The following is a 22,617-nucleotide window of genomic DNA, read 5'->3' on the forward strand; positions in this document are numbered from 1 at the left end:
ACTGGATTTGAGACCGCAACCGCATTTGCGTGAGACGAAAACGCAATATCAACGCGCCCCCTCATCGCCGCGAGGTTTAGGCAGGATGGCCAGGAAGTTGTCCCTCGCCACTTTGTGGGCAACGTCTTCAGGCAATGCATCAAGGAAGACATCAAAGCGGTGCATTTCCTCACCCAGCTTGCTGAAACGCCCGACGACATCCGAACCCAGCATAAAGCGCTCCGGGAAGCGTTCCACCAGCGTTACCCACTCCGGCCGAGGCTTGCCCCCATCATCCAGCAAGTACGGCGTGAGCATGCTCCAGGACAGGTCGATATACAGGTTGGGGTAAGCCTCGAGCATACGGCTCAAGGTGGGCAGCAAAAAGTCCATTTGCACCTGGTGGCGGTGAATTTCCTTGCTGGTGCCGGCGTGAGCCCAGATAAAGCGAGTGTGCGGGTGGTTGCGCAGCGGCTCTTCGATTTCGGCCAAATACAGCGGGTTACGCTCGCGCTTGGAGGTGATGTTGGAGTGCAGCATCACCGGCAAGTCGTTTTCCGCCGCCAGGTGATAGATGCGCGTCATGGCCTCGTTGTTGGCGCGCGGGGTATCCCCCGATGTGAGGGCGGTAAGGTCGTCGTGGCGGGTAAACACTTCACCGATGCCTTGCCACAGCCCCGGGTTGAGGTCGAGCATGCGCTGGATATGGGCATCCGAGTTCTTGTCATTGGGGTTGAAGCCGGACAGAAACGGATGAAAGTGCTGGCGCTGTTCAGGCGTCAGTTTATTTACCGCTGCGGCGACAATCACGTCCGTGGCGCTGTACCAATAGGCATCTGCGTCATCACCGGCGTAGTAGCGCGGGCGCTTGGGTTCGTCTTCGTGCCATTTCTTTGCGACGGGAATGCCGGAAATCATGACATGCTCGATGCGATTTTCTGCCATTGCCTTGAGCAACTTATCCATCCCCGCCGTTTCCTGGAAGAAATCCACGTAATGCAGATGGGCATCGCTGTAGGCATAGTCGCGAGCCTGTGTCGCAAGGCTGTTGGCGGCGAGCAACAGGGCGAGACTCAAGCGGGTCCAGGGCACGGTATAACCTCGATAAGGGCGAGTACCGGTAGACCTTGCGTGCCATACCGGGGTTCAGCCGGCAAAAAATGTGGAACACCCCCGTGCCAGCATGCTCTATAACTGCATGACCTTCCTTCTGCCACCCCGTGAGGTTTGCCATGCCTGTTACCGTCAATACGCTGAACACCGACAACTTCCGCCACAGCGTCAATATCAATAATCACGAGCTGTTTACCGACCTGCCCAAGAGCCTGGGTGGTGACGACTCGGCGCCCTCCCCCCACGATTACTTCGACGCCGCGCTGGCATCGTGCAAGGCGCTGACCGTCAAGCTCTACGCCCAGAAAAAAGACATCCCCCTGACCGGCGTGACCGTGGAAGTCACCCACGACGCCACCGAAGAACAAAAGGGCAAATACAGGCTCAACGTCAAGCTGACGCTCAAGGGCGTACTCACCGACGAACAGCGCGACGAGCTGCACCGCGTGGCCGATCGCTGCCCGGTACACAAGCTGATGACCACCGCCGAGGTCACCATCGAAACCCGCCTCTCTGAAGGCGCGTTCAGCCAATAGCGGCAACCTCCCGTCGAGCGGGTTATGCTCATTACCCTACAACCCGCTCAGACTGGGACGCACCATGACCACCCTCACCGTGATCCGCCCACGCCCCGAAGATGTCGAAGGCCAGCCGATCCTGCGCCCGCTGCCCTCGCGGGAATGTCGCAGCGTCGGGCCCTTTGTGTTTTTCGATCATATGTTGCCGACCCGCTATGCACCGGGCAGCGGCATGAACATCCGCCAGCACCCCCATATCGGCCTGTCCACCCTCACCTATCTGTTCGAAGGCGCACTGCAGCACAAGGACAGCCTGGGGTCGGATCAGGTGGTAGAGGCCGGCGATGTCAGCTGGATGACCGCAGGCGGTGCAATCGCCCATGTCGAGCGCACACCCGAGGCATTCAAGGCCCGTGGTTTCAGCATGCATGGCCTGCAAGTGTGGCTGGCATCGCCCAAGGACCACGAAGAGGGGCCTGGACACTACAGCCATCACCCTGCGGCGAGCCTGCCGGTGAGTGACAACCTGGGCGTGCGGATTCGCCTGATCGCCGGCAGTGGCTTCTGCCTCAAGTCACCGGTGCCGGTGCTGTCGCCTACGTTGTATGCAGATGTACACATGCAAACGGCCACGACCCTGCTGATTCCTGACGAGCACGAGGAACGCGCGGTGTATGTGCTGGAGGGCGAAGCCCAGTTGGAGGGTGAGCAGCTTGAGGTGCACAGCCTGGTGGTATTGCCGGCCGGGCAGGTAATGACCCTGTTCGCCGAAAGCGATTGCCAGTTGGTGGTGTTCGGCGGGGCACCGCTGGATGGGCCACGGCGGATCAATTGGAATTTTGTCGCGAGCGATCCGTTGAAGATCGAGCAGGCCAGGCAGCGCTGGGCCGCTGGGGATTGGCCGACGGTGCCGGGTGAAACCGAAAGAATTGAGTTGCCGGTGAGATAGCTATCGGGGGCAAGCCCCCGATGACACCGGAACAGGCGCTGAAGATTCAGCCCTTGAACACTTCATCCAGCAAGTTATGCATCGACCGGAACGCCCGTGCAGCGGTCTTGGCGTCATACATCATCTTGCCCGGCACATTGGCATCCGGGTCAGTGAAGGAATGCACCGCACCGCCGTAGCTCAGCAATTGCCAGTCCACGCCGGCCGCGTTCATTTCATCTTCGAACGCCGGCAGTTGCTCTTTCGGCACCAACGGGTCGGAAGCACCGTGCAGCACCAGCACTGAACCCTTGATGTTTTTCGCATCTGCCGGGTTCGGCGTGTCGAGAGTGCCGTGGAACGATACGGCAGCCTTCAATGGCGCACCGGTACGTGCCAGCTCCAGGGAGCAGCAACCGCCGAAGCAGAAACCAAAGGTGGCCAGCTTAGAGGTGTCCACTGCCGCTTCGGTCTGGCCCTGCAGCTGCTCAAGGGCAGCCTGCATGCGTTTGTTCAGCAACGGGCGATCATTCTTCAACGGCATCATTGCGGCACCGGCTTCATCGCCATTCGACGGGCGCACGGTTTGCCCGTAGAGGTCGGCGATCAGCACCACGTAGCCCTTGGCGGCAACGCTCTTGGCGATCTCCTCGGCACCCGCACTAACCCCCATCCAGTTCGGCGCCATCAGCAGGCCGGGCAGCGGGTTCTTTTGGCTGGCATCGAACGCCAGGCGGCTTTCATAAGACTGGCCATCAATCTGATAGACCACGGAACGCACGGTGACTTGGCTCATCATTTTCTCCAGTTAGGGTGCACTAGAACGAAAAAACCCGCCGAAGCGGGTTTTTCTACAACGGTATCAAACCGACAGTTCAACCAACAGCTTGTTCAGTCGGCGCACGTAGGCGGCCGGGTCCTTGAGGCTGTCGCCAGCGGCCAGGGCCGCCTGGTCGAAGAGGATGTGGGACAGGTCGCCAAAGCGCTCTTCGCTCTGCTCGCCGTCGAGTTTCTCGATCAACGGGTGAGCCGGGTTGAATTCGAAGATCGGCTTGGAGTCCGGGACCTTCTGGCCGCTGGCTTCGAGAATCTGGCGCATCTGCATGCCCAGGTCCTGCTCGCCGATGGCCAGGATCGCCGGGGAATCAGTCAGACGATGGGAAACCCGCACTTCGCTGACGGCATCGCCCAGGGACGCCTTGATCCGCTCAACCAGGCCTTCTTTGGCCTTGGCGACTTCCTCGGCTTCTTTCTTCTCTTCCTCGGAGTCCAGGTTACCCAGGTCCAGGTCGCCACGGGCCACGTCGACAAAGGATTTGCCGTCGAACTCGTTGAGGTAGCTCATCAGCCACTCATCGATACGGTCGGTCAGCAGCAGCACTTCGATGCCTTTCTTGCGGAAGACTTCCAGGTGCGGGCTGTTCTTGACCTGTGCGTAGGTTTCGCCGGTCAGGTAGTAAATCTTGTCCTGGCCTTCCTTGGCACGTGCCAGGTACTCGGCCAGGGACACCACCTGCTCGCCCTCTTCACCCTGGGTGGAAGCAAAGCGCAGCAGACCGGCGATTTTTTCCTTGTTGGCAAAATCTTCCGCCGGGCCTTCTTTCATGACCTGGCCGAAGTTTTTCCAGAAGCCCTTGTATTGCTCTGGCTCGTTCTTCGCCAGTTTTTCCAGCATGTCGAGCACGCGCTTGGTCAGCGCCGACTTCATGGAATCGATGATCGGGTCTTTTTGCAGGATTTCCCGCGACACGTTCAGCGACAGGTCATTGGAGTCGACCACGCCCTTGATAAAGCGCAGGTACAGCGGCAGGAACGACTCCGCCTGGTCCATCACGAACACGCGCTGCACGTACAGCTTCAGGCCCTTCGGCGCTTCACGCTGGTACAGGTCGAACGGCGCACGGGCCGGCACGTAGAGCAGCGAGCTGTATTCCAGCTTGCCTTCGACCTTGTTATGGCTCCAGCTCAGCGGGTTTTCGTAGTCGTGACCGATGTGCTTGTAGAACTCCTGGTATTCCTCGTCCTTGATCTCGGTACGCGGACGGGTCCACAGGGCACTGGCGCGGTTGACGGTTTCCCATTCCTGGGCAGGCTTCTCTTCACCTTCGGCAGCCGTTTGTTCTTTCGGCAGCTCGATCGGCAAGGCGATATGGTCGGAGTACTTCTTGATGATATTGCGCAGGCGCCAGCCATCGGCAAACTCGTCTTCACCGGATTTGAGGTGCAGGACGATGCGGGTACCACGGTCAGCCTTGTCGACGGTGGCGATTTCAAATTCGCCCTCGCCCTTGGAAGCCCAGTGCACGCCTTCGCTGGCGTCAAGGCCGGCACGACGGCTGAACACTTCAACCTTGTCGGCCACGATGAAGGCCGAGTAGAAGCCCACACCGAACTGGCCGATCAGGTGCGAATCTTTCTTCTGGTCGCCGGACAGGTTTTTCATGAAGTCGGCGGTACCGGATTTGGCGATGGTCCCCAGGTGGGTAATCGCATCTTCACGGCTCATGCCGATACCGTTGTCTTCGAGGGTGACGGTATTGGCGTCTTTGTCGAAGCTCACACGGATTTTCAGTTCCGCGCCGCCTTCCAGCAGTTCAGGCTTGGACAGGGCTTCGAAACGTAATTTGTCGACAGCGTCAGAGGCGTTCGAGATCAATTCGCGAAGGAAGATTTCCTTGTTGGAATACAGCGAATGGATCATGAGGTGCAGCAGTTGCTTCACCTCGGTCTGGAAGCCCAGGGTTTCCTTTTGAGTTTCCACACTCATGGTCATCAAACTCCAATTGGATGGCAGTGGCCGCACCCTGAAGGGTTGGCGGCGGGTTGTCATCAAAGTTGGGGGCTAAGAGCAGGATTTCAAGGGCGGACCACGTCCTCGATCTTGAAATGCGCACGGGCGGTGGCGATGGGCTCGGCGGCGGTGGTTTGCCAGGCGGTGATCGCCACATTCGCCACCCGCCGGCCCTGGCGCCACACCTGGCATTTGGCGTAAGTGTCGCGAAACTGGCCGGCGCGCAGGTAATCAAGGGAGAAATCGATGATTTTCGGGAGGCCCGGCGCTCCGGTAAACACCAGCAGGTGCAACGCCGCTGCCAGTTCCATGAAGCCGGCAATCACCCCGCCGTGAAGCGCCGGCAATATGGGGTTACCAATATTGTCCTTGTGGGCCGGCAGGCGAAACAGCAATTCATCCCCCAGCCGGGTGCATTCGATACCGATCAGTTTGGCGTAGGGGATCAGGTCCAGCAGCGCCTCGTAGCTGCCGCGCTGATGGGCCTGTTCCAGGCGGGTCTTGAATCGATGGGTCATGCCTGCTCTCCCTTGATGGCGCGCCCCAACCCTTGGGTGCCCTTGAGACGCTTGCCCATGCGCATGAAGGTGCCCACCACATGGGCGATGGGTTGTTGCGGGTCGTCCTGATAGGCAAAACCACGGGTGAAGATCACGTCGGTGGTCACCCGGTAGCACTGGGCGAAACCATATACCGGCTTATGCGGCTCGGCGGGATGCATATAGTCGACACGCAGGTCCAGGGTCGGGCACACCTCGAACTCCGGCAGGACACACAGGGTGGCCATGCCGCAGGCGGTATCCATCAAGGATGTCAACGCGCCACCGTGGATCACGCCGGTCTGGGGATCACCCACCAACTGCGGCGCGTAAGGCATGACCAACGTGATGCCCTCCTCGCTGGCATGATGAACGCTGATACCCAGCACCTGACAATGGCGCAAGGCCGAGACAAAGCGCGTCGCGCGCTCTAACAAGGGATTTTCGGTCATTCGTTGCAGACTCTTATTAGTGTTGATGGGCGAAATAGACGGTGCGGGCGAAAGTTCCTTTGAGGTCGTTGTTTATATATCTGTGGAATAAAAGGAACTAATGCTGAACGGCCATGCTCGAAAGGCCAGTAGATATCTTCACTAAGGAGAAACACCCCATGCGTAAGACTTTAGCTATTTCCATGATGTTGGCCGCTGCCCTCGGTCTCGCTGCTTGCGACAAGAAATCCGAAGACAAAGCCCAAGATGCCGCAGCGCATTCTGAGCAAGCTCAAAAAGACATGGCGAAAGCTCAGGATAAAGTGAACGACGCTGCGAAAGAAAACGCCGATGCTGCCAAAGCTCAGGCTGAATCGAACGAAGCCGCCGCAAAAGAAGCAGCACCAGCTACCCCTGCCACCGGTTCCTGATACCGCGGCATGAAATAGCTTCGCTGCAAAAAGAAAGCCCGCTTATATAGCGGGCTTTACTTTGCCTGTTGTTTTTAACTCAGCGCGTCACGCATTAAATCTCCTCTTTGGCGGGCTCAGGAATCGGTGTATCCGTCTGCGTATACACCATCACTTGCAGTACGTCGGAATGAAACTCCCGGCGATACAACACAAACACCACCCCGGCACTCATCAACATGAACAACCAGGGGCTGACGAACCACGCCAGCATGGTCATGCCGAAGTAATAAGAACGCAGGCCAAAGTTGAACTGGTTGGCGGCCATGGAAATCACTCGCGCCGCACGCAGGGCAAACGCCTTGCGCTCCTGCTCCGACACATGCCGCTCACCGATCATCGGTGCCGACCCGACCAGCACAGCGGCAAAGTTGTACTGGCGCATGCACCAACTGAAGGTGAAGAAGGCATAGACAAAGACCAGCGCCAGGCAGAGCAGCTTGATCTCCGACATGCCCTGGGAGGCCTGCTGCACCATGGGTATGTCTGCCAGCAATGACACCGCCCGTTCGGAGGCCCCCAGCACCGTGAGAATGCCGGCGAGGATGATCAAGGTGCTGGAGGCGAAGAATGAGGCATTACGCTCCAGGTTGCCGATCACGCTGGCGTCGGCGATGCGGTTGTCGCGCAGCAGCATGCGGCGCATCCAGTCCTCGCGGTACAAATGCAGCACGCTGGCCAGGCACGCGGTGTCTCGGGCTTTCCAGGTGGCATAACGGGTGTAGCCGCCCCAGCACAGGATGAACCAGAGGGCGGCAAGCAGATGGATCTGATTGGCTTCGACGAACGACATGCGGGTCCTTGCAGAAAGGAGATTGAAAAACTTTTTGCGTCTGTTCGACGTTAGCGCAAAGAAAAAGACACCGCCCGCCGCTCAAAAAAAATGCCCCGTATCGATTGATACGAGGCATTTCCGTACTGCATGAAACCCGCTTGTTATGCGATGGCTTCGCTGCGCTTACCCAGCATGCGATCAATGACGACCGCCACAACCAGCGTCATCACCGACGGCACCAGCCACGCCAGGCCTTGCTCGCTCAGCGGCAGGTTCGCCAGCTGCGAAGGCATCCAGCCTGCCAGGCCTGCGCCCTTGAGCGCGTCAATGCAACCAAAGATGAACGACACCAGCATCACCGGCCCGACGATACGGCCCTGTTCCTGCCAGAAGTCTTTGCAGAAGCTCAACGCCACCAGCACGATGCACGGCGGATAGATCGCAGTGAGTACCGGGATCGAGAACGCAATCAGCTTGGTCAGGCCCAGGTTCGACACGAACAGCGAGAACAGCGCCAGAATGACGACCAGCGCCTTGTAGGACAGCGGCAGGATTTTGCTGAAGTACTCGGCACACGCGCAGGTCAGGCCGACGGCTGTGACCAGGCATGCCAGGGAGATCAATACAGCCAGGAACCCACTGCCCAGGGAACCGAAGGTGTGCTGAACATAAGCGTGCAGCACTGCGGCGCCATTGGCCGCGCCGGCAGCGACTTCATGGCTGCCCGACCCGAGGCGGAACAGGCTGACATACACCAGCGCCAAACCGACGCCGGCAATCAACCCGGCAATGATCGCGTAGCGGGTGATCAGCTTGGGCGATTCGACACCACGGGAACGGATCGCATTGACGATCACAATGCCAAACACCAGCGCACCCAGGGTATCCATGGTCAAGTAGCCATTGATAAAGCCCTGGGAAAACGGTGCGGCGACGTATTCCGGGGTGGCGACACCCACCTCACCAGCCGGCAGGGCAAACGCGGCAATGCCGAGGATGGCCAGGGCGATGATCTTCAGCGGCGCCAGGAAGCGACCCACGGTGTCCAGCAGTCGGCCTGGGTACAGGGAGACAAAGAACACCACCAGGAAATACACCGAGCTGTAGAGGAACAACGCCAGCGGGCTTTCGCCGGTCAGCGGCGCCAGGCCCACTTCAAACGACACGGTCGCGGTACGCGGGGTGGCGAACAGCGGCCCTACCGCCAGATACGCCGCCGCCGCGAGCAGGCCACCGGCGATCTTGCCGATCGGGCTGCTCAGCGCGTCCATGCCGCCTCCGACCTTGGCCAGGGCGATCACGGTGACCACCGGCAGGCCAACGGCGGTGATCAGGAAGCCCAGCGCCGCCATCCAGACATGAGGCCCGGACTGCAAACCAACGATAGGCGGGAAGATGATGTTGCCGGCGCCCACGAACAGGGCGAAGGTCATGAAGCCCAACGCCAGGATGTCCTGGCTTTTCAACACTTTCATTTGAGGAAATACCACACTACTGAATCGGAATTTAGAGAGGGATTCCCTATGGATGAGGGAAATGCTGCCGGCCCTTATGGGCACCGGCCGGTCTAGCGCGCAGCTTCCTTTTGGGAGGCGGACGCATAAAGAGGCGGCTAGGGTACAGAATTAGCCTGACAAACGCACTGTTGCGGGGCGGACTGTCCGATAAGCGACATCTCGATGTCGCGTTTTCATACTTAATTTGGCAATACAAACAAAATTGTGGGAGGGGGCTTGCCCCCGATAGCGGTGCGTCAGTCCCACATTAGCTGGCTGATGCACTGCAATCGGGGAAAGCCCCCTCCCACATTTGAATCGTCAACAATCTGCAGAATGCACAAAGGCCACCCGAAGGTGGCCTTTGCTGGTAAAGCGTCAGCTAAGCGCGAGGCTTACTTGACAGCCCAACCGGTCAGCTCGGCCAAGGCCTTGCCGATGTCTGCCAGCGAACGCACGGTTTTAACGCCTGCGTCTTGCAGTGCAGCGAATTTCTCGTCTGCAGTGCCTTTGCCGCCAGAGATGATTGCGCCCGCATGGCCCATGCGCTTGCCCGCAGGGGCAGTCACACCAGCGATGTAGGAAACAACCGGCTTGGTCACGTGTGCCTTGATATAGGCAGCCGCTTCTTCTTCAGCCGAACCGCCGATCTCACCGATCATCACGATCGCTTCGGTCTTCGGGTCTTCCTGGAACAGCTTCAGGATATCGATGAAGTTGGAGCCCGGGATCGGGTCACCGCCGATGCCGACGCAAGTCGACTGACCGAAACCGGCGTCAGTGGTCTGCTTCACAGCTTCGTAGGTCAGGGTGCCGGAACGGGAAACGATACCGACTTTACCTGGCAAGTGAATGTGACCTGGCATGATGCCGATCTTGCATTCGCCTGGAGTGATCACGCCTGGGCAGTTAGGGCCGATCAGGACTACGCCCAGCTCGTCGCACTTAACTTTAGCGTCCAGCATGTCCAGGGTAGGAATGCCTTCGGTGATGCACACGATCAGCTTGATGCCGCCGAATGCCGCTTCCAGGATCGAGTCCTTGCAGAAAGGAGCTGGAACGTAGATCACGCTGGCGGTGGCGCCAGTGGCAGCTACAGCGTCTTTCACGGTGTTGAACACTGGCAGGCCCAGGTGCTCGGTGCCGCCTTTGCCCGGGGTTACGCCGCCAACCATCTTGGTGCCGTATTCGATGGCTTGCTGGGTGTGGAAACTACCTTGCGAACCGGTAATACCCTGGCAGATAACTTTGGTGTCTTTATTGATCAGGACGCTCATTATTTGCCCTCCGCAGCTTTGACAACTTGTTGAGCAGCGTCGGTCAGGCTGGTAGCCGCGATGATGTTCAAACCGCTTTCTGCCAGTACTTTAGCGCCCAGTTCAGCATTGTTGCCTTCAAGGCGAACAACAACCGGGATTTTAACGCCGACTTCTTTCACTGCACCGATGATGCCTTCGGCAATCATGTCGCAACGAACGATGCCGCCGAAGATGTTGACCAGTACTGCAGCGACGTTGGAGTCGGACAGGATGATCTTGAAGGCTTCGGTTACGCGTTCTTTGGTAGCACCACCGCCCACGTCGAGGAAGTTGGCTGGTTTGCCGCCATGCAGGTTGACGATGTCCATGGTACCCATGGCCAGGCCGGCACCGTTGACCATGCAACCGATGTTACCTTCCAGGGCTACGTAGTTCAGTTCGAACTTGGCAGCGTGCGCTTCGCGCGGATCGTCCTGGGACGGATCGTGGAAAGTCTTCAGCTTAGGCTGACGGTACATGGCGTTGGCGTCGATGTTGATCTTGGCGTCGAGGCAGTGCAGATCGCCATCAGCCTTGATCACCAGCGGGTTCACTTCCAGCAGGGCCAGATCGTGATCCTGGAACAGCTTGGCCAGACCTACGAAGATCTTGGCGAACTGGGCAACTTGCTTGCCTTCCAGGCCCAGCTGGAAAGCCAGCTCGCGACCCTGGAATGGCTGGGCGCCAACCAGTGGATCGATAGTGGCTTTCAGGATTTTTTCTGGGGTTTCGTGAGCGATCTTCTCGATGTCCACGCCACCTTCGGTGGAAGCCATGAACACGATGCGACGGCTCGAACGGTCAACGACAGCGCCCAGGTACAGCTCTTTAGCGATATCAGTGCACGATTCAACCAGGATCTTGGTGACTGGCTGGCCATTGGCATCAGTCTGGTAAGTCACCAGACGCTTGCCCAGCCACTGCTGTGCGAAGGCCTTGGCGTCTTCTTTGCTGCGAACCAGCTTAACGCCGCCCGCTTTACCGCGACCACCAGCGTGGACCTGGGCTTTGACAACCCACTCGGTGCCGCCGATTTTGTCGCAAGCTTCTGCTGCTGCTTCCGGGGTGTCTACTGCGTAGCCCTTGGAAACTGGCAGGCCGTATTCAGCGAACAGCTGCTTACCCTGATACTCGTGAAGATTCATGCTTTTTACCGTCTTCGTTAGGTACTGCGCATTCGGCGCTGCGCTCATTATGAGTGCCGCGCCACCTGTGACTGCTGCTTGCGCAACTTGCGGGGCTCAGGCCCGTAAAGCTGCGCAAGACTGCGTCCAGCGGATATTCCGCGGTGAGTCTTGCGCGCAAGGCTCACGACGGGCAACTCCGCCGTGGTTTCTTATTATCTCGCTTAGCGCTTCTTCTTGTTGGCGATGTGGATGGCATGGCCATTCACTGCCAACGCGGCTTCGTGCAGCGCTTCGGACAGGGTCGGATGGGAGAAGACCATCATGCCGATGTCCTCGGCACTGGTGCCGAATTCCATACCGATCGCGCCCTGCTGAACCAGTTCTGCTGCGCCTGGGCCAATCACGTGGACGCCCAATACGCGGTCAGTCTTGGCATCAGCGATGACTTTGACAAAACCACCGGTGTCGTTGGCTGCCATGGCACGGCCAGAAGCGGCAAACGGGAAGGTGCCGACGTTAACTTCAACGCCTTCAGCTTTCAACTGCTGTTCGTTCTTGCCGACCCATGCAATTTCCGGGTGGGTGTAGATAACCGATGGGATCAGGTCGTAGTTCATCTGGGTCTTGTGGCCCTTGATGCGCTCGACGACCATGATGCCTTCTTCGGAAGCCTTGTGCGCGAGCATCATGCCGCGAACCACGTCGCCAATGGCGTAGACGCCCGGAACGGTGGTAGCGCAGTGATCGTCAACGTGGATGAAGCCACGCTCGTCGATGTTCACGCCGCTGTCGGAAGCCAGCAGGTCGGTGGTCACTGGACGGCGACCAACGGCTACGATCAGCTTGTCGAACGTGATGGTCTGTTCGCCATCCTTGTCGGTGTAGGTCACGACGACTTCTTCGCCGTTGACCTTAGAGCCGGTCACGCGAGCGCCCAGCTTGATGTCCAGACCTTGTTTGGTCAGGGTTTTCAGCGCTTCCTTCGACACTGCGGTGTCAGCAGCCAGCAGGAACGTGTCCAGGGCTTCCAGCACGGTCACTTCGGAACCGAGGCGGGACCAGACCGAACCCAGTTCCAGGCCGATCACGCCGGCGCCGATCACGCCCAGGCGCTTAGGCACAGCCTGGAATTCCAGGGCGCCGGTCGAATCAACGATCACGTTCTGGTCAACCGGAGCCGGTGGAATATCGATTGGACGCGAACCTGGGGCCAGGATCACGTTCTCGGCTTCGATGACTTCTACCGAGCCGTCCGGCTTGGTGATTTCAACTTTCTTGCCGGCCAGCAGCTTGCCGTGGCCTTGCAGGGAAGTCACGCCGTTGGCCTTGAACAAGGTGGCAACGCCGGAAGTCAGGCCTTTGACGATGTTGGCTTTACGGCCGACCATTGCTGGCACGTCCATGGTCACGCCGGCATGGTTGATGCCGTGGATCGCGAAACCGTCCTGGGCCTCGTGGAATTTCCAGGAGCTGTCCAGCAGCGCCTTGGACGGAATGCAACCGACGTTCAGGCAAGTACCGCCCAGTGCCAGTTTGCCTTCCTTGTCGGTGTATTTTTCGATGCAAGCAGTCGAGAGGCCCAGTTGTGCGGCCTTGATGGCGGCAACGTAGCCGCCAGGACCCGCACCAATCACTACAACGTCAAATTTCTGCGACATGAAAATAGTTCCTCTATTTAGCAGCAAGCTTTCAAGCCGCAAGCCCCAAGCCCAACTGCCTTATCCGGCAATCTGTCACTTGAGACCTGCAGCTGCTTCTATCAGATATCCAGCAGCAGACGAGCCGGGTCTTCCAGCAGGTTCTTGATGGTCACCAGGAAAGTCACGGCTTCTTTACCATCGATCAGGCGGTGATCGTAAGACAGCGCCAGGTACATCATTGGGCGGATCACGACTTGGCCGTTGATGGCCATCGGACGCTGGATGATGTTGTGCATGCCCAGGATCGCGGCTTGCGGCGGGTTAACGATCGGCGTCGACATCATCGAACCGAAGGTACCACCGTTGGTGATGGTGAAGGTACCACCGGTCATCTCGTCGATGGTCAGCTTGCCGTCACGGGCTTTCTTGCCGAAGCCGGCGATGCCGCCTTCGATTTCAGCCAGGCTCATCAGTTCGGCGTTACGCAGGACCGGGACCACCAGGCCACGGTCGCTGGACACGGCAACGCCGACGTCTGCATAACCGTGGTAAACGATGTCGCCGCCGTCGATGGAAGCGTTGACTGCCGGGAAGCGTTTCAGCGCTTCGGTGGCCGCTTTCACGAAGAACGACATGAAGCCCAGGCGCACGCCGTTGTGGGACTTCTCGAACAGATCCTTGTACTTCGAACGCAGAGCCATGACTTCGGTCATGTCGACTTCGTTGAAAGTGGTCAGCATCGCCATGTTCGACTGTGCTTCAACCAGGCGCTTGGCCACGGTGGCACGCACGCGGGTCATCGGTACACGCTTCTCGGTGCGGTCGCCGGCAGCGAACACAGGCGCAGCGGCAGCCGGGGCAGCAGCCTTGGCAGGCGCGGCAGCCGGAGCGTTTTTCTTGGCTTCAACAGCAGCGACCACGTCTTCCTTGGTCACACGGCCGTCTTTGCCGGTGCCTTTGATGGAAGCCAGGTTGATGCCGTTTTCTTCAGCCAACTGGCGAGCAGCCGGTGCGGCGATTGGATCTTCGCCACCCGCAGCCGGAGCGGCAGCAGGTGCCGAGGCAGCGGCCGGTGCAGCAGCGGCAGCAGGAGCAGCGGCAGCGGCCGGTGCAGCAGCGGCAGCAGGAGCAGCGGCAGCGCTGCCCTCTTCGATCGAGCCGAGTACCTGGTTCGACAGAACGGTAGCGCCCTCTTCGGCAACGATTGCGCCCAGCACGCCGTCAGCCTCGGCCAACACTTCCAGCACGACTTTGTCGGTCTCGATGTCGACGATCAGGTCGTCACGCTTGACGGCCTCACCTGGTTTCTTGTGCCAGGTGGCAACGGTGCCATCGGCAACCGATTCCGGGAATGACGGGGCTTTGATTTCGATAGCCATTATCTGTGGGTCCTTAAAATTCGGTTTCAGTCAGCGCGAAGGCGTTAAACAGTGAAAGCATCTTGCAGCAGTTTTTCCTGCTGCTCGGCGTGCATCGACGCATAACCACACGCAGGTGCAGCGGAAGCATCACGGCCGGCGTACTCCAGGCCCAGGGCCTTGTTGTGGTTACCGATGCTGCGACGCAGGTGATGCTGGCTGCTGTACCAAGCGCCCTGGTTCATCGGCTCTTCCTGACACCACACCACGTTAGTGAGGTTGGTGTAAGGCGCGATGGCCTCCATCAGGTCGTCTTCCGGGAACGGATAAAGCTGCTCGATACGCACGATGGCGATGTCTTCGCGGCCTTCGGCACGGCGTTTTTCCAGCAGGTCGTAGTAGACCTTGCCGCTGCACAGCACCAGGCGAGTCACCTTGGCCGGGTCCAGCGTGTCGATTTCTGGAATAACGGTCTGGAACGAGCCATCCGCCAGATCTTCCAGGGTCGAGATGGCCAGTTTGTGACGCAGCAGCGACTTCGGCGTCAGCACGACCAGCGGCTTGCGCAGCGGGCGGATTACCTGGCGACGCAGCAAGTGGTAGATCTGTGCCGGGGTGGTCGGCACGCACACCTGGATGTTGTGCTCGGCGCACAGTTGCAGGTAACGCTCCAGACGGGCCGAGGAGTGCTCAGGGCCCTGACCTTCATAGCCATGTGGCAGCAGCATGGTCAGACCGCACAGGCGACCCCACTTGTGCTCGCCGCTGGTGATGAACTGGTCGATAACCACTTGGGCGCCGTTGGCGAAGTCGCCGAACTGGGCTTCCCAGATCACCAGCGCATTCGGCGTGGTGGTCGAGTAACCGTATTCGAACGCCAGTACCGCTTCTTCGGACAGGAACGAATCGTACAGGTCGAAACGTGGCTGGCCTTCGTAGAGGTGCTTCAGCGGAACGTAGGTGCTTGCGTCTTTCTGGTTGTGCAGAACCGCGTGACGGTGCGAGAACGTACCACGGCCGATGTCCTGGCCAGTCATGCGGATCGGGTGACCTTCGAACGCCAGGGTCGCGTACGCCATGGTTTCGGCATAACCCCAGTTGATCGGCAGGCCGCCGGCTTGCATCTTCTGACGGTCTTCGTAGATCTTCGCAACCTGGCGCTGCACCACGAAGCCTTCCGGAATTTCCAGCAGCTTGGCGGACAGTTCCTGCAGGGTCTTCAGATCGAACGAGGTGTCGTGACGCGCCGTCCAGGTGTGACCCAGGTACGGACGCCAGTCAACGAACAGCTCTTTGTTCGGCTCCTTGACCAGGCTTTTTACGACATGCAGACCATTGTCCAGCGCGTTGCGGTATTCATCGATCTTCGCCTGAACACGTTCATCGTCAACGATACCGGCCTTGGTCAGGCTTTCGGCATACAGCTCACGGGTGGTGCGCTGCTTGGTGATCTGCTGGTACATCAACGGCTGGGTGCCGCTTGGTTCGTCGGCTTCGTTGTGACCGCGGCGGCGGTAGCAAACCAGGTCGATCACCACGTCACGCTTGAATTGCATGCGGTAGTCGACAGCCAGTTGGGTCACGAACAGCACGGCCTCCGGATCATCGCCATTCACATGGAGGATCGGCGCCTGGATCATCTTGGCAACGTCGGTGGCGTACTCGGTGGAACGCGCGTCCAGCGGGTTGCTGATGGTGAAGCCAACCTGGTTGTTGATGACGATGTGAACGGTACCGCCGGTCTTGAAGCCGCGGGTCTGCGACATCTGGAACGTTTCCAGGACCACGCCTTGACCGGCGAATGCCGCGTCACCGTGGATGGAAATCGGCAGGACCTTTTCACCGGTGGTGTCGTTACGACGATCCTGGCGAGCACGGACCGAACCCTCGACCACTGGAGAAACGATTTCCAGGTGGGATGGGTTGAACGCCATGGCCAGGTGAACTTCACCGCCGGTGGTCATCACGTTGGACGAGAAGCCCTGGTGGTATTTAACGTCACCGGAACCCAGCTCGACCTTCTTCTTGCCCTCGAACTCGTCGAACAGCTCACGCGGGTTCTTGCCGAAGGTGTTGACCAACACGTTCAAGCGACCACGGTGGGCCATGCCGATCACGATTTCCTTGGTGCCGTAGGAACCGGAACGCTGGATCAGCTCGTCGAGCATCGGAATCAGGCTCTCGCCGCCTTCCAGGCCGAAACGCTTGGTGCCCGGGTATTTGGTACCCAGGTATTTTTCCAGGCCCTCGGCTGCGGTCACACGCTCAAGCAGGTGGCTGCGCACGTCGGCGGACAATACCGGACGGCCACGCACGCCTTCCAGGCGATGCTGGAACCAGTGGCGTTGCTCCGAATCGGTGATGTGCGTGAACTCAGCGCCGATGGTGCGGCAATATGTCTGCTGCAACGCTTCGTGAATTTCGCGTAGGCTCGCTTCCTCTTTGCCGATGAACAGGTCGCCGGCACGGAAGGTCGTATCAAGATCGGCATTGGTCAAGCCGTAATGATTGATCGACAGGTCAGCAGGTGCAGGACGCTGCCAGAGCCCCAGCGGGTCAAGCTGGGCCGCCTGGTGGCCACGCATCCGGTAGGCCTGGATCAGTCGCAGTACTTCAACTTGCTTCTTCTCGTGCTCACTGCTCACGCTGCCGGCGGAAACCGGTTGGGCGCGGCGCTGGTTCTTTGCCAGCAGCACGAACTGATCGCGAATTGTTGCGTGCGATACATCGGTGGCAGCGTTGCCGTCTGAAGACAACGTCTGAAATTTGGTGCGCCATTCTTCTGGCACAGCGTTAGGGTCGTGCAGGTAGAGCTCATAAAGCTCTTCCACATAGGCAGCGTTACCACCTGAAAGATAGCCGCTGTTCCACATGCGCTGCATCACGCTTTCTTGCATGCTTGGTCACCCTCGATTTGGGGACACCACCGGCGAAAACACCGAGTTTGCTTGCAAAAGGCCAAGTGCAGCGACCAAAACAAGCCACTTAGGATCACGCTGATAGTTCGGGTACCAACCCGAATGCCCCTGCTTGTCTCATTTCTTCAAAATAAGAGCCGCGGCTTTGTAAGTCGCTGCTCAAGTTAAAACTACGGCGCCGGTTGAAGCCTGCGCCGTAGCATTTACGGGCACAACGGTCCTGCTTTGTTACAACGTCAGTTACACACCGCTTTGCAGCAGCATGTTACGGATGTGACCAATGGCCTTAGTCGGGTTCAGGCCTTTAGGACATACGTTGACGCAGTTCATGATCCCGCGGCAGCGGAATACGCTGAACGGGTCATCCAGCGAAGCCAGGCGCTCGGACGTCTTGGTGTCACGGCTGTCTGCCAGGAAGCGGTACGCTTGCAGCAGGGCAGCTGGACCCAGGAACTTGTCCGGGTTCCACCAGAAGGACGGGCACGACGTCGAGCAGCAGGCGCACAGGATGCACTCGTACAGGCCATCGAGCTTTTCACGCTCTTCTGGGGACTGCAGACGCTCGATGGCCGGAGCCGGCGTGTCGTTCTGCAGGAACGGCTTAACTTTCTCGTATTGCTTGTAGAAGATGCTCATATCGACGACCAGGTCACGGATAACCGGCAAACCTGGCAGAGGACGAACGATCAGCTTGTTGCCTTTGACAACGGCGGACAGCGGCGTGATGCACGCCAGGCCGTTTTTGCCGTTGATGTTCATGCCGTCGGAACCGCACACACCTTCACGGCAAGAGCGACGATAGGAGAAACCTTCGTCCTGCTCTTTGATCAGTGCCAATACATCCAGCACCATCAGGTCTTTACCACCGGTATCGACCTGGAACTCCTGCATGAACGGCGCAGCGTCCTGATCAGGGTTGTAACGATAAACACTGACTTTCAACATGGCAGCCACCCTTAGTAAGTCCGAATCTTCGGTTCAAACGTCGGAACCGTCTTCGGCGAGAAGTTCACGGCACGCTTGGTTACGCGCTTGTCACCCGGGAAGTACAGGGTGTGGCACAACCAGTTTTCGTCATCGCGATCTTCAAAGTCTTCACGAGCGTGGGCACCACGGGATTCCTTACGAACCTCGGCGGCGATCGCAGTCGCTTCAGCCACTTCCAGCAGGTTTTGCAGTTCAAGGGCTTCGATACGAGCGGTGTTGAACGCCTGGCTCTTATCGTTGATCTTGACGTTGGCGATGCGCTTGCGCAGATCGGCCAGCTGGGCAATACCCTTCTGCATGTATTCGCCGGTACGGAATACACCGAAGTAGTTCTGCATGCAGCTTTGCAGCTCGCGACGCAGGGTTGCCACGTCTTCGCCATCAGTGCGCTCGTTCAGAGCGTTCAGGCGCGCCAGGGCGGCCTCGATGTTGGCGTCGGTGGCGTCATCGTATTCGATGCCGTCGGTCAGGGCTTTTTCCAGGTGCAGGCCAGCCGCGCGGCCGAATACCACCAGGTCGAGCAGCGAGTTGCCGCCCAGGCGGTTGGCACCGTGTACCGATACGCAGGCCACTTCGCCTACCGCGAACAGACCGTGGATGATCTCGTCCACGCCTTCGGCGTTCTGGGTGATCGCCTGGCCATGAATGTTGGTCGGAACACCGCCCATCATGTAGTGGCAGGTTGGAACAACCGGAACCGGAGCAACCACCGGGTCCACGTGGGCAAAGGTCTTGGACAGCTCACAGATACCCGGCAGGCGGCTGTGCAGCACTTCTTCACCCAGGTGATCGAGCTTCAGCAGTACGTGGTCGCCATTCGGGCCACAGCCGTTACCGGCGATGATTTCCTTGACCATCGAACGGGCAACGACGTCACGACCCGCCAGGTCTTTCGCGTTCGGAGCATAACGCTCCATGAAACGCTCGCCGTGCTTGTTGATCAGGTAACCACCTTCACCACGGCAACCTTCGGTGACCAGTACACCGGCGCCGGCGATGCCGGTCGGGTGGAACTGCCACATTTCGATGTCCTGCACCGGCACGCCGGCACGCAGTGCCATGCCGACGCCGTCACCGGTGTTGATCAGGGCATTGGTGGTGGAAGCGTAGATACGGCCTGCACCGCCGGTCGCCAGAACGGTAGCCTTGGCGCGGATGTAGGTGGTTTCACCGGTTTCGATGCAGATGGCGATCACGCCAACGAATGCACCGTCGGCGTTCTTCACCAGATCCACTGCGTAGTATTCGTTCAGGAACGTGGTGCCGGCTTTCAGGTTGCCCTGATAAAGCGTGTGCAGCAGCGCGTGACCGGTACGGTCGGACGCGGCGCAGGTACGGGCAGCCTGGCCGCCTTTACCGTAGTCCTTCGACTGGCCGCCGAATGGACGCTGGTAGATGCGACCCTGTTCGGTACGGGAGAACGGCAGGCCCATGTGGTCCAGCTCGAACACCGCGGCCGGGCCTTCCTGGCACATGTATTCGATAGCGTCCTGGTCACCGATGTAGTCGGAACCCTTGACGGTATCGTACATGTGCCAGCGCCAGTCATCGTTCGGGTCGGCGGACGCGATGGCGCAGGTGATGCCACCCTGGGCCGATACGGTGTGGGAGCGAGTCGGGAATACCTTGGTGATCACGGCAGTCTTGTGACCGCCCTGGGCCAGCTGCAGCGCTGCGCGCATGCCGGCACCGCCGCCACCAATAATGATGGCGTCGAAGGAAATAGTTGGAATGTTAGCCATGAATCAGATACCCCAAAGAATCTGCACACCCCAGACGAAGTAAGCGAACATCGCGACGCCGCATACTGCCTGGAAGAGGAAACGGACTGCGGTCGCGGACTTGCCCAGCGCCATCGGCGTCAGGTAGTCGGTCGCGATGGTCCACATGCCGACCCAGGCGTGAGCGCCCAGGGCTACAAGGGCCAGCAGGCTGAAGATTCGCATCGCATTGTGGGAAAACAGCCCGTGCCATTGCTCGTAGCCGATGCCCGGGTTTGCGACGAGGTATCCGATCAGGAAAATGAAATAAGCCGCGAGAACGACCGCAGACACACGCTGCGCCATCCAGTCATAGAGGCCCGAACGCGATAGGTTCGTAACGCTGGTTACCATATCCAAACTCCTGCCAGAACGATCAGCACCACGGAAATGGCGATGATGATTTTCGAGCCCAGGCGGCCGCCTTCCAGCGTCTCACCGATGCCCATGTCCATGATCAAGTGGCGCACACCGGCTACCAGGTGATACAGCAGAGCGGACAGGAGGCCCCATGCTACGAACTTGGCCAGCGGGCTGGTCAAGCATGCCTTCACCTCGGCGTATCCTTCCTCGGAACCCAGGGATTTGCTCAATGCATAAAGCATGATGCCCAAGCCCAGGAACAGGATGATGCCGGAAACACGGTGCAGGAACGACGTAACGCCGGTGATGGGGAGTTTGATGGTCCTTAGGTCTAGGTTTACAGGTCGTTGGCTATTCACGGCTTTTTTTCACACTGAAGAGCCCCTAACAATCAGGGCAAAGTTGTTGGGGAGTGCGACTGGTCAGGTAAGCACCACCCAGGGAGTGCGACCCCCAATGAAAGCAAGCCCAAAAGCCCTTGGCGGTCGGTGGCCGAGTATAGACAGTTAGGTTACTAATGACAACGCGCGCACCTCACCCTAATAGCGGATTGCGCTGGCGGGATAAAAGGCGTAAATGGCAGGCAATTTCGAGGAAAAAGTCCGGTTAAAGCCTTCTGGGGCAAGACTTTAGGCAAATTGACATCTGAATTTATCTCACTATAGTGGTGCGGGCCCTGCGTGGGGGGTCTGTCTGATGATTTGAAGCATAAATAGGAGGCCACATGGCTGACAAAAAAGCGCAGTTGATCATCGAGGGCGCAGCCCCCGTCGAGCTGCCCATTTTAACCGGCACCGTTGGTCCCGATGTTATCGACGTACGGGGCCTGACGGCCACGGGCCGTTTCACTTTCGACCCAGGCTTCATGTCGACCGCCTCTTGCGAGTCGAAGATCACCTATATCGACGGCGACAATGGCATCCTGCTGCACCGGGGCTACCCGATCGAGCAACTGGCGGAAAAATCGGACTATCTGGAAACCTGCTACCTGCTGCTAAATGGCGAATTGCCAACAGCCGAGCAAAAAGCCCAGTTTGTCAGCACCGTGAAGAACCACACCATGGTTCACGAGCAGTTGAAGACCTTCTTCAACGGCTTCCGTCGCGACGCCCACCCGATGGCGGTCATGTGCGGCGTGGTCGGCGCCCTGTCGGCCTTCTATCACGACTCCCTCGACATCAATAACCCGCAGCATCGCGAAATTTCCGCGATCCGCCTGGTTGCCAAGATGCCGACCCTGGCCGCAATGGTTTACAAGTACTCCATGGGCCAACCCATGATGTACCCGCGCAACGACCTGACGTACGCGGAAAACTTCCTGCACATGATGTTCAACACCCCGTGCGAGATCAAACCGATCAGCCCGGTGCTGGCCAAGGCAATGGACCGGATCTTCATCCTCCACGCCGACCACGAGCAAAACGCCTCCACCTCCACCGTGCGCCTGGCAGGCTCTTCGGGTGCCAACCCGTTCGCCTGTATCGCCGCCGGTATCGCCGCACTGTGGGGCCCTGCCCACGGCGGTGCGAACGAAGCCGTATTGACCATGCTCGATGAAATCGGCGATGTGTCCAACATCGACACGTTCATCGCCAAGGCCAAGGACAAGAACGATCCGTTCAAGTTGATGGGCTTCGGTCACCGGGTCTACAAGAACCGCGACCCACGCGCCACCGTCATGAAGCAGACCTGCGACGAAGTGCTGAAGGAACTGGGCATCAACAACGATCCGCAACTCGAACTGGCCATGCGCCTGGAAGAGATCGCCCTGACCGACCCGTACTTCATCGAACGCTCGCTGTACCCGAACGTCGACTTCTACTCGGGGATCATCCTCAAGGCGATCGGCATTCCAACCAGCATGTTCACCGTGATCTTCGCCCTGGCGCGGACCGTGGGCTGGATCTCCCACTGGAAAGAAATGCTCTCCAGCCCGTACAAGATTGGCCGCCCGCGCCAGCTGTACACAGGCTACGAGTCGCGTGACATTACCAAGCTGGAAGATCGCAAGTAAGCACCTTTCAGCAGCACCGAAAACGGCCTCCCTCAGTGGAGGCCGTTTTTATTTGTGGCGCCTGATCTACCGCCATCGGGGGCAAGCCCCCTCACACATTTGAACGTATTCA

At 59.0% G+C, this 22,617-nt stretch carries 20 protein-coding genes; 4 read left to right on the top strand and 16 right to left on the bottom strand.

The features are described from left to right. Positions 1–48 precede the first annotated feature (48 nt). Complete coding sequence (locus FX984_RS21400; protein ID WP_146478062.1) at positions 49–1,071, bottom strand: amidohydrolase family protein; 1,023 nt, start codon at positions 1,069–1,071, stop codon at positions 49–51. 140 nt (positions 1,072–1,211) lie between these two features. Here FX984_RS21400 and FX984_RS21405 point away from each other — a divergent pair, with 140 nt between their 5' ends. Then, a complete protein-coding gene (locus FX984_RS21405) occupies positions 1,212–1,628 on the top strand; it encodes an OsmC family protein (RefSeq protein WP_092358535.1) in 417 nt (138 codons plus the stop codon). Positions 1,629–1,692: 64 nt separating this feature from the next. Then, positions 1,693–2,559 (top strand): pirin family protein, encoded by an 867-nt coding sequence (locus FX984_RS21410; protein ID WP_146478063.1) that lies wholly within the window; start codon positions 1,693–1,695, stop codon positions 2,557–2,559. 46 nt (positions 2,560–2,605) lie between these two features. Here FX984_RS21410 and FX984_RS21415 read toward each other — a convergent pair whose 3' ends face one another. The 4 genes from FX984_RS21415 to FX984_RS21430 all read right to left on the bottom strand — a co-directional run bounded on the left by FX984_RS21415 (position 2,606) and on the right by FX984_RS21430 (position 6,320). Beyond that, a complete protein-coding gene (locus FX984_RS21415) occupies positions 2,606–3,334 on the bottom strand; it encodes a dienelactone hydrolase family protein (RefSeq protein ID WP_092490340.1) in 729 nt (242 codons plus the stop codon). Positions 3,335–3,400: 66 nt separating this feature from the next. Then, complete coding sequence (htpG, locus tag FX984_RS21420; protein ID WP_027607065.1) at positions 3,401–5,305, bottom strand: molecular chaperone HtpG; 1,905 nt, start codon at positions 5,303–5,305, stop codon at positions 3,401–3,403. A gap of 89 nt (positions 5,306–5,394) precedes the next feature. Next, entirely contained in the window at positions 5,395–5,847 is a 453-nt protein-coding gene (locus tag FX984_RS21425; protein ID WP_065939925.1) for a PaaI family thioesterase, read from the bottom strand. Then, positions 5,844–6,320, bottom strand: coding sequence for a PaaI family thioesterase (locus FX984_RS21430; protein WP_027607063.1), 477 nt, complete (start codon positions 6,318–6,320; stop codon positions 5,844–5,846). The genes FX984_RS21425 and FX984_RS21430 overlap by 4 nt, the downstream gene beginning before the upstream one ends. A 158-nt stretch (positions 6,321–6,478) precedes the next feature. On the opposite strand from FX984_RS21430, the gene FX984_RS21435 reads away from it, so the two are divergent. Next, on the top strand, positions 6,479–6,730 hold the full coding sequence (locus FX984_RS21435) for a hypothetical protein (protein WP_010211724.1): 252 nt from the start codon (positions 6,479–6,481) through the stop codon (positions 6,728–6,730). A gap of 94 nt (positions 6,731–6,824) precedes the next feature. On the opposite strand, the gene FX984_RS21440 is transcribed toward FX984_RS21435, so the two are convergent. From FX984_RS21440 to sdhC, 11 genes are all read right to left on the bottom strand, one after another. Beyond that, positions 6,825–7,562: a DUF599 domain-containing protein gene (locus FX984_RS21440; protein ID WP_146478066.1), complete on the bottom strand. Its 738-nt coding sequence runs from the start codon at positions 7,560–7,562 to the stop codon at positions 6,825–6,827. Between the two features lie 143 nt (positions 7,563–7,705). After that, on the bottom strand, positions 7,706–9,019 hold the full coding sequence (gene brnQ / locus FX984_RS21445) for a branched-chain amino acid transport system II carrier protein (protein ID WP_065939927.1): 1,314 nt from the start codon (positions 9,017–9,019) through the stop codon (positions 7,706–7,708). 416 nt (positions 9,020–9,435) lie between these two features. Further along, on the bottom strand, positions 9,436–10,317 hold the full coding sequence (sucD, locus tag FX984_RS21450; protein ID WP_003172813.1) for a succinate--CoA ligase subunit alpha: 882 nt from the start codon (positions 10,315–10,317) through the stop codon (positions 9,436–9,438). Further along, complete coding sequence (sucC, locus tag FX984_RS21455) at positions 10,317–11,483, bottom strand: ADP-forming succinate--CoA ligase subunit beta (RefSeq protein WP_003233235.1); 1,167 nt, start codon at positions 11,481–11,483, stop codon at positions 10,317–10,319. Before sucC ends, sucD begins: the two co-directional genes overlap by 1 nt. A 203-nt stretch (positions 11,484–11,686) precedes the next feature. After that, entirely contained in the window at positions 11,687–13,123 is a 1,437-nt protein-coding gene (gene lpdA / locus FX984_RS21460) for a dihydrolipoyl dehydrogenase (RefSeq protein WP_027607060.1), read from the bottom strand. Between the two features lie 101 nt (positions 13,124–13,224). Continuing rightward, the gene (gene odhB / locus FX984_RS21465) at positions 13,225–14,484 is read right to left on the bottom strand and encodes a 2-oxoglutarate dehydrogenase complex dihydrolipoyllysine-residue succinyltransferase (RefSeq protein ID WP_146478068.1); all 1,260 of its coding nucleotides are present in this window, start codon (positions 14,482–14,484) and stop codon (positions 13,225–13,227) included. Between the two features lie 44 nt (positions 14,485–14,528). Next, entirely contained in the window at positions 14,529–17,360 is a 2,832-nt protein-coding gene (locus FX984_RS21470) for a 2-oxoglutarate dehydrogenase E1 component (RefSeq protein ID WP_027607058.1), read from the bottom strand. Positions 17,361–17,621: 261 nt separating this feature from the next. After that, positions 17,622–18,326: a succinate dehydrogenase iron-sulfur subunit gene (locus FX984_RS21475; RefSeq protein ID WP_003172807.1), complete on the bottom strand. Its 705-nt coding sequence runs from the start codon at positions 18,324–18,326 to the stop codon at positions 17,622–17,624. A gap of 11 nt (positions 18,327–18,337) precedes the next feature. Further along, positions 18,338–20,110 carry a succinate dehydrogenase flavoprotein subunit gene (sdhA, locus tag FX984_RS21480; protein ID WP_027607057.1) on the bottom strand — a complete coding sequence of 591 codons (1,773 nt, stop codon included), beginning with the start codon at positions 20,108–20,110 and terminating at the stop codon, positions 18,338–18,340. 3 nt (positions 20,111–20,113) lie between these two features. Beyond that, positions 20,114–20,482 carry a succinate dehydrogenase, hydrophobic membrane anchor protein gene (sdhD, locus tag FX984_RS21485; RefSeq protein ID WP_003172805.1) on the bottom strand — a complete coding sequence of 123 codons (369 nt, stop codon included), beginning with the start codon at positions 20,480–20,482 and terminating at the stop codon, positions 20,114–20,116. Next, positions 20,476–20,850 carry a succinate dehydrogenase, cytochrome b556 subunit gene (gene sdhC / locus FX984_RS21490; protein ID WP_003172804.1) on the bottom strand — a complete coding sequence of 125 codons (375 nt, stop codon included), beginning with the start codon at positions 20,848–20,850 and terminating at the stop codon, positions 20,476–20,478. The genes sdhD and sdhC overlap by 7 nt, the downstream gene beginning before the upstream one ends. Positions 20,851–21,215: 365 nt before the next feature. Between sdhC and gltA the strand changes: the two genes are divergently transcribed. Then, the gene (gltA, locus tag FX984_RS21495) at positions 21,216–22,505 is read left to right on the top strand and encodes a citrate synthase (protein ID WP_027607056.1); all 1,290 of its coding nucleotides are present in this window, start codon (positions 21,216–21,218) and stop codon (positions 22,503–22,505) included. The last annotated feature ends 112 nt before the right edge of the window (positions 22,506–22,617 follow it).

Source organism: Pseudomonas marginalis (assembly GCF_008692035.1).
Taxonomy (GTDB): Bacteria; Pseudomonadota; Gammaproteobacteria; order Pseudomonadales; family Pseudomonadaceae; genus Aquipseudomonas; species Aquipseudomonas marginalis.

Bases quoted from the DNA above. Each gene is read 5' to 3' on its own strand.
- FX984_RS21475 (WP_003172807.1), bottom strand. From the start codon at position 18,326: ATGTTGAAAGTCAGTGTTTATCGTTACAACCCTGATCAGGACGCTGCG.
- lpdA (WP_027607060.1), bottom strand. From the start codon at position 13,123: ATGTCGCAGAAATTTGACGTTGTAGTGATTGGTGCGGGTCCTGGCGGC.
- FX984_RS21440 (WP_146478066.1), bottom strand. From the start codon at position 7,562: ATGTCGTTCGTCGAAGCCAATCAGATCCATCTGCTTGCCGCCCTCTGG.
- gltA (WP_027607056.1), top strand. From the start codon at position 21,216: ATGGCTGACAAAAAAGCGCAGTTGATCATCGAGGGCGCAGCCCCCGTC.
- FX984_RS21425 (WP_065939925.1), bottom strand. From the start codon at position 5,847: ATGACCCATCGATTCAAGACCCGCCTGGAACAGGCCCATCAGCGCGGC.
- FX984_RS21415 (WP_092490340.1), bottom strand. From the start codon at position 3,334: ATGAGCCAAGTCACCGTGCGTTCCGTGGTCTATCAGATTGATGGCCAG.
- sucC (WP_003233235.1), bottom strand. From the start codon at position 11,483: ATGAATCTTCACGAGTATCAGGGTAAGCAGCTGTTCGCTGAATACGGC.
- FX984_RS21470 (WP_027607058.1), bottom strand. From the start codon at position 17,360: ATGCAAGAAAGCGTGATGCAGCGCATGTGGAACAGCGGCTATCTTTCA.
- FX984_RS21405 (WP_092358535.1), top strand. From the start codon at position 1,212: ATGCCTGTTACCGTCAATACGCTGAACACCGACAACTTCCGCCACAGC.
- sdhD (WP_003172805.1), bottom strand. From the start codon at position 20,482: ATGGTAACCAGCGTTACGAACCTATCGCGTTCGGGCCTCTATGACTGG.
- sdhA (WP_027607057.1), bottom strand. From the start codon at position 20,110: ATGGCTAACATTCCAACTATTTCCTTCGACGCCATCATTATTGGTGGC.
- htpG (WP_027607065.1), bottom strand. From the start codon at position 5,305: ATGAGTGTGGAAACTCAAAAGGAAACCCTGGGCTTCCAGACCGAGGTG.
- FX984_RS21410 (WP_146478063.1), top strand. From the start codon at position 1,693: ATGACCACCCTCACCGTGATCCGCCCACGCCCCGAAGATGTCGAAGGC.
- FX984_RS21430 (WP_027607063.1), bottom strand. From the start codon at position 6,320: ATGACCGAAAATCCCTTGTTAGAGCGCGCGACGCGCTTTGTCTCGGCC.
- brnQ (WP_065939927.1), bottom strand. From the start codon at position 9,019: ATGAAAGTGTTGAAAAGCCAGGACATCCTGGCGTTGGGCTTCATGACC.
- odhB (WP_146478068.1), bottom strand. From the start codon at position 14,484: ATGGCTATCGAAATCAAAGCCCCGTCATTCCCGGAATCGGTTGCCGAT.
- sucD (WP_003172813.1), bottom strand. From the start codon at position 10,317: ATGAGCGTCCTGATCAATAAAGACACCAAAGTTATCTGCCAGGGTATT.
- FX984_RS21435 (WP_010211724.1), top strand. From the start codon at position 6,479: ATGCGTAAGACTTTAGCTATTTCCATGATGTTGGCCGCTGCCCTCGGT.